The organism is uncultured Azohydromonas sp. (assembly GCF_937926365.1).
Classification (GTDB): Bacteria; Pseudomonadota; Gammaproteobacteria; order Burkholderiales; family Burkholderiaceae_C; genus Azohydromonas.
On the sequence record NZ_CALAOH010000004.1, the window covers coordinates 1 to 4,981 of the forward strand.

Here is a 4,981-nt window from a genome sequence, read left to right on the forward strand (position 1 = left end):
GGGCCCGGCGTGCGGGCCGGCCAGGGGCGGCGTCGCGCTCATGGCCTGCGCTCCGCCTCAGGCCGCCGCCGCCAGCGGCGCCGCGGGCAGCCCGCTGGCGTCGAACACGCCTTCGAACAGCACCGAGCTGAGATAGCGCTCGCCGCTGTCGGGCAGGATCACGACGATGGTCTTGCCGGCGTTCTCCGGGCGCTGCGCCCAGCGCACCGCCGCGGCCGTGGCCGCGCCGCTGGAGATGCCGGAGAGAATGCCCTCCTCGCTTGCCAGGCGCCGCGCGTAGTGCACCGCCTCCTCGTTGCTCACCTGCTCGATGGCGTCCACCAGCTCCAGCTCCAGCACCTCGGGCACGAAGCCCGCGCCGATGCCCTGGATCTTGTGCGGCCCGGGTTTGAGCTCTTCGCCCAGGTGCCGTTGCGTGAGCACCGGGCTGGCCGAGGGCTCCACCGCCACCGACACGATCGGCTTGCCCTGCGTGCGCTTGATGTGGCGCGACACGCCGGTGATGGTGCCGCCCGTGCCCACGCCGGAGACCAGGATGTCGATGGCGCCGTCGGTGTCCTCCCAGATCTCCGGCCCGGTGGTGGTCTCGTGGATGGCGGGGTTGGCCGGGTTCTTGAACTGCTGCAGCAGCACGTAGCGCTCGGGATCGCCGGCGGCGATCTCCTCGGCCTTGGCCACCGCGCCCTTCATGCCCTTGGCGCCCTCGGTGAGCACCAGCTTGGCGCCGAAGGCCAGCAGCAGCTTGCGCCGCTCCAGGCTCATGGTTTCGGGCATGGTCAGCGTCAGCGGGATGCCGCGCGCCGCGGCCACGAAGGCCAGCGCGATGCCGGTATTGCCGCTGGTGGGCTCGACGAGTTCCTTGCCGGGGCCCAGCAGCCCGCGCGCTTCGGCGTCGCGGATCAGCGCCGCGCCGATGCGGCACTTGACCGAGTAGGCCGGGTTGCGGCCCTCGATCTTGGCCAGCACGGTGGCGCCCGCGCCGTCGGTGACGCGGTTCAGGCGCACCAGCGGCGTGCGGCCGATGGACAGCGAGTTGTCTTCGAAGATTTGGGGCATGGGGTCCTCCCTGGGCTTGGTCGTTGGGTGGTGGTCGGTGGGGGGCGGGCGTTTCAGTCCTGCACCCAGGGCAGGCCGAGGAAGCGCCAGCCGTCGCTGTGGCCGCGCTGCTGGGCGGCGTCGAGCTCGCCCTCGAAGCCTTCGAGCACGTTGAAGGCGAGGCTGAAGCCGGCCTTGGCCGCGGCCTCGGCGGCCAGTGCCGAGCGCTTGCCGCTGCGGCACAGCAGCAGCAGCGGGCGGTGCTTGGGCACGCGTGCTTCCAGCTCGCGGGCGAAGCGCGGGTTGCGGGTGAGCGCCGTGCCGGTGGCCCAGGGCACGTGCACGCTGCCCGGCACCAGGCCCACGAACTTGCGCTCCTCGGCGCTGCGCACGTCCACCAGCACGGCCTCGCCGGCCTGCGCCAGGCTCCAGGCCACTTGCGGCGGCACGCCGCCGGCGTAGGCCAGACCGGCCTGCCGCGCGGCCTCGCGGGCCTGTTCGAGAAGGGGATGCAAGAGAACCTCGGCGGTGGCGGCGGCGGCGGACATGAAGGCGTTCCTGAAGGCGGTGAGGCGTTTGGGTGGACCACCGCGCCGGCGCTTGGAGCCCGGTGGCGCGGTGGTCATGAACACAGGGCGTCAGCCTAGGGAGTCCCCCGGGTTGGGCGAACGAAGCTTTGCGACATAGGTTGCGCGCAAAACGAAGAAGACCCGACCCAGGGCAAGCCGGCTGCGGCGGGTGCATGAGCTCATCCGGAATGCGTCGTTCGCGCTCGGGGTCCTGATCGGGAAGATCCGTCCAGCGCGGCAAGCCAGCCGCCGAAGTTACGGCATCAACCAAGCGAAGGGCCCGGGGAGGGCCGATCGGACACCATGAGCTTTTTCCAGGATTTCCACGACAAGCAGGCCATCGAAGCCTGGCACGCCATCGAGCGCCGGCCGTACCGGCATTTCGAGCTCAAGCCGCTGGCGCCCACGCTGGGCGCGGAGATTCGCGGGCTGGACCTGCGCCAGCCCTTGGGCGAGGAGCCGCTGGCCGAGCTCAAGCGCGCCATGGGCGAGTACCTGGTGCTGGCCTTCCGCGGGCAGCAGCTCGACAGCGGGCAACACAAGGCCTTCGCGCGGCAGTTCGGCACGCTGCACCGCCACGTGCTGGCCAAGGAGCGGGTGGTGGCCGGGGGCACGGACGATCCGGAGATCCTGGCCTGGCAGACCGGGCCGCAGTCGCGCTTCACGGCCGGCGACGCGTGGCACCACGACGTCTCCTGCGACCCGGCGCCGATCTGGGGCTCCTTCCTGCGCGTGACGAAGCTGCCCGCGGGTGGCGGCGGCGACACGGCCTTCGCCAACATGGTGCTGGCCTACGAGTCGCTGTCCGAGCCCTACAAGCGGTTCCTGGACGGCCTGACCGCCATCCACGACGGCGCGCAGGCCTGGACGGCGGGCTACGGCGCCAAGCCGGCGCCGGGCAAGACCTTTCCGGCCAGCGAGCACCCGCTGGTGGCGACGCATCCGCACACGGGGCGCAAGTTCCTGTACGTCAACGAGGCCTTCACCAGCCACATCGTGCAGCTGAGCCGCGACGAGAGCTTCGCGGTGCTGCAGCAGCTGTATGCGCACGTGCGCAAGCACCTGGCCTTCCAGGTGCGGGTGCACTGGGAGCCGGGCACGCTGCTTTTCTGGGACAACTGGGCCACGCAGCACCACGCGGTATGGGATTACTTCCCCGAGGAGCGCTGGGGGGAGCGGGTGTCGGTGTGCCTGGAGCATGGCCCGCGGGCTTGAGCCCTCGCCACCCGCGCATTGCCAACGGCCCGCGTATCCGGCGGGCCGTTCTCATTTCCCGCGTTCAATCCGGGCCCTCCCGCCCCCGGGCGAGAATGGCCCGAACGAGACGAGGGACAGGCATGTCAAACGATCGCACTCTGGTGCTCTACCACGGCAAGTGCGCCGACGGCTTCGGTGCCGCCTTCGCGGCCTGGCTCAAGCTGGGCGACGCGGCGGACTACCTGGCCTGCCACTATGGCGATCCGCCGCCGGTGGTCGAAGGGCGGGAGGTGTTCATCCTCGATTACTCCTTCGAGCCCGAGGTGTTGCGCGCCATGGGCACGCAGGCGCGCAGCATCACGCTGCTGGACCACCACGTTTCGGCACAGAAGCGGCTGCAGGGCCTGGAGCTGGCCTGCCCACACCGGCTGTATTTCGACCTGAGCCGCTCCGGCGCCGCCATCGCCTGGGAGCATTTCCACCCCGGCGAGCCGCTGCCCTACCTGCTGCAGGCGATCCAGGCGCGCGACCTGTGGCGCTGGGACGTGCCGGACGCGCGGCCCTTCCTGGCGGCGTTGGACCTGCTGCCGCTGGACTTCGCGGCGTGGAAGTCGGTGCTGGACCTGGACGCGCCGGCCCGGGCCCGCATGGTGGAGCGCGGTGCCGCGATGGAAGCGCGCTTCGACGCGCTGTGCACCGCCATCGCGGAGCAGCCGGCGGCGATCCGCATCGACGGCGAGGCGGGGCTGATGGTCAACGCGCCGGGCGAGTTCGCCAGCAACGTGGGCAGCCTGCTGGCGCAGCGCAGCGGCACCTTCGCGCTGGTGTGGCGCGCCGACCACCAAGGGCGGCTCAAGTGCAGCCTGCGCTCGGTCCAGGGCTTCGACGTGGAGCGGCTGGCGGCGCGCTTCGGCGGCGGCGGCCATGCGCAGGCCGCGGCGTTCATCCTGCCGGGAGCGCGGGTGGCGGAGGTGCTGCGGGGCGAGCTGCAGTCGGCCGGCGCGGGGGCTTGATCGGCGCCGGTCCTCAGCCAGGAAGGGGAAAGCGCTTTTTCTCCGGCCTGGTCATGCGCGAGTTACGGATGAGCCACCGATTGCATCGGACAGCCGTGCGTCTCATTCCGGCTCTCGATCGGCGCTGAAATATCCCTCGTCATGCCCGCGAAGGCGGGTGTGACGGGGTTACTTCACTCATAAAAGAAGCGGAATCAACCCGAGCTTCAAGCCGCTCCCACGCCGTCCCGCGCCAGCTCCCTCAGCAGCGACCACGGATAGATGCCCCGCTCGTGCCCGTCGCTGAACCGCAGCTGCAGCGCATAAAGGCCGATCGGCTCCGCGCCGACCAGGCGCGGCGGCGCATCAGCGCTCGTGTTGCGGCCAGCGCGACAGCCGCCACAGCGGCAGGCCGCGCGCAGCGTGGCGGCGTTCAGCTCGGCCACGCCGTCGGGCCATTGCAGCCGCAACCGCTCGGGATGCACTTCGATGGCATCGGGCGCCGCCTGCGCGCCGCTCATCGCTCTATTCCCGCCGGTGCGCCCAGCCGCTGCAGGGCCGAGCGCGCCGCCTTGCGCACCTCGGGGTCGGGATCGCCCGTGGCGACGGTCAGCGCAGGCACGGCCTGCGCGTCGCCGATCTCGCCCAGCGCGATGGCCGCCTCCTTGCGCAGGTTGCCCGCCGGATGCACCAGCGCGGCGGTGAGCGGCGTCACGGCGCCGCGGTCGCGCAGCCGGCCCAGCGAGCGCGCGGCGCGCAGCCGCACCTGCCAGTAGTCGTCCTCCAGCGCCGCGCGCAGCGCCTGCGCGGCGGCCGGGCCTTCCGGGCGCAGCTTGCCCAGCGTGGTGGCCGCCTCCTCGCGCACGGTCCAGGCGGCATCGCGCAGCGCGGCGCACAGGGCCGGCAGCACGGCGTCCACTTGCTCAGGACCCGCCAGGCCCAGCGCGCCGGTGGCGGCGCGGCGTACCTCGGCGTCCTGGTCCTCGATGGCCACCCGCGCCAGTTGCGGCAGCGCCGGCCGGTGCTTGAGCCAGCCCAGCACGCCCACCGCCTCGCGCCGTACGCTGGCCTCGGGCCGCTGCAGGGCGGCCAGCGCCGGTTCCACGGCCTCCGGCACGCGCAGCTCGCGCAGGCCGCGCAGCGCGGCGGCGCCGACGAAGCCGTCGGGGTGCCGGGCGTGGCGCACCA

At 72.3% G+C, this 4,981-nt stretch carries 6 protein-coding genes; 2 read left to right on the forward strand and 4 right to left on the reverse strand.

Translation table 11 applies throughout. From position 1 onward, the window contains the following. Positions 1–57 precede the first annotated feature (57 nt). The gene (cysK, locus tag Q0741_RS00150; RefSeq protein ID WP_298231177.1) at positions 58–1,056 is read right to left on the reverse strand and encodes a cysteine synthase A; all 999 of its coding nucleotides are present in this window, start codon (positions 1,054–1,056) and stop codon (positions 58–60) included. 53 nt (positions 1,057–1,109) lie between these two features. Next, positions 1,110–1,583 (reverse strand): rhodanese-like domain-containing protein, encoded by a 474-nt coding sequence (locus tag Q0741_RS00155; RefSeq protein WP_298231178.1) that lies wholly within the window; start codon positions 1,581–1,583, stop codon positions 1,110–1,112. Between the two features lie 324 nt (positions 1,584–1,907). Here Q0741_RS00155 and Q0741_RS00160 point away from each other — a divergent pair, with 324 nt between their 5' ends. Next, positions 1,908–2,819: a TauD/TfdA family dioxygenase gene (locus Q0741_RS00160; protein ID WP_298231179.1), complete on the forward strand. Its 912-nt coding sequence runs from the start codon at positions 1,908–1,910 to the stop codon at positions 2,817–2,819. Between the two features lie 122 nt (positions 2,820–2,941). Continuing rightward, positions 2,942–3,814: a DHHA1 domain-containing protein gene (locus Q0741_RS00165; protein ID WP_298231180.1), complete on the forward strand. Its 873-nt coding sequence runs from the start codon at positions 2,942–2,944 to the stop codon at positions 3,812–3,814. A 206-nt stretch (positions 3,815–4,020) separates the two neighbouring features. Here Q0741_RS00165 and Q0741_RS00170 read toward each other — a convergent pair whose 3' ends face one another. Both Q0741_RS00170 and Q0741_RS00175 read right to left on the reverse strand, forming a co-directional pair. Then, positions 4,021–4,314: a DUF971 domain-containing protein gene (locus Q0741_RS00170; RefSeq protein ID WP_298231181.1), complete on the reverse strand. Its 294-nt coding sequence runs from the start codon at positions 4,312–4,314 to the stop codon at positions 4,021–4,023. Then, a partial coding sequence (locus tag Q0741_RS00175; protein ID WP_298231182.1) for a HEAT repeat domain-containing protein occupies positions 4,311–4,981 on the reverse strand: 671 nt, incomplete at its 5' end. The genes Q0741_RS00175 and Q0741_RS00170, both read right to left, overlap by 4 nt.

Excerpts from the sequence above, each read along its gene's own strand:
- cysK (WP_298231177.1), bottom strand. The coding sequence starts at position 1,056 with ATGCCCCAAATCTTCGAAGACAACTCGCTGTCCATCGGCCGCACGCCG.
- Q0741_RS00155 (WP_298231178.1), bottom strand. The coding sequence starts at position 1,583 with ATGTCCGCCGCCGCCGCCACCGCCGAGGTTCTCTTGCATCCCCTTCTC.
- Q0741_RS00160 (WP_298231179.1), top strand. The coding sequence starts at position 1,908 with ATGAGCTTTTTCCAGGATTTCCACGACAAGCAGGCCATCGAAGCCTGG.
- Q0741_RS00165 (WP_298231180.1), top strand. The coding sequence starts at position 2,942 with ATGTCAAACGATCGCACTCTGGTGCTCTACCACGGCAAGTGCGCCGAC.
- Q0741_RS00170 (WP_298231181.1), bottom strand. The coding sequence starts at position 4,314 with ATGAGCGGCGCGCAGGCGGCGCCCGATGCCATCGAAGTGCATCCCGAG.